A 262-nucleotide genomic window follows, 5' to 3' on the forward strand; every position below is an offset into this window, starting at 1 on the left:
TGTGCCCGGTGCCATTGGCGCGGCAGAGATCGAAAAGCGCCTGGCCGAAGCCCAGCCATGAGCGCGCCCGCACCGGCCAGCGTGCACTACTGCGTGGTGGCGGCCGATGTGCACGCGCGGCTGTTTCGCGTCACGCTCACCATCGCGCAGCCGGCGGCGCTGCAGCGGCTGAGCCTGCCGGTGTGGATTCCGGGCAGCTACCTGGTGCGTGAGTTTTCCAAACACCTGCTGCGCTTGCGTGCCACGCAGCACGGGCAGGCGG

General features: G+C 69.8%; 1 pseudogene. It reads left to right on the forward strand.

The features are described 5' to 3' along the window. Positions 1 to 57: 57 nt before the first annotated feature. A pseudogene (locus tag RMT89_RS43790) lies at positions 58 to 262 on the forward strand (peptidase M61); the annotation flags it as partial.

Origin of the sequence: Streptomyces sp. P17, from assembly GCF_032436805.1 — a bacterium.
In the GTDB taxonomy this organism is placed as follows: domain Bacteria; phylum Actinomycetota; class Actinomycetes; order Streptomycetales; family Streptomycetaceae; genus Streptomyces.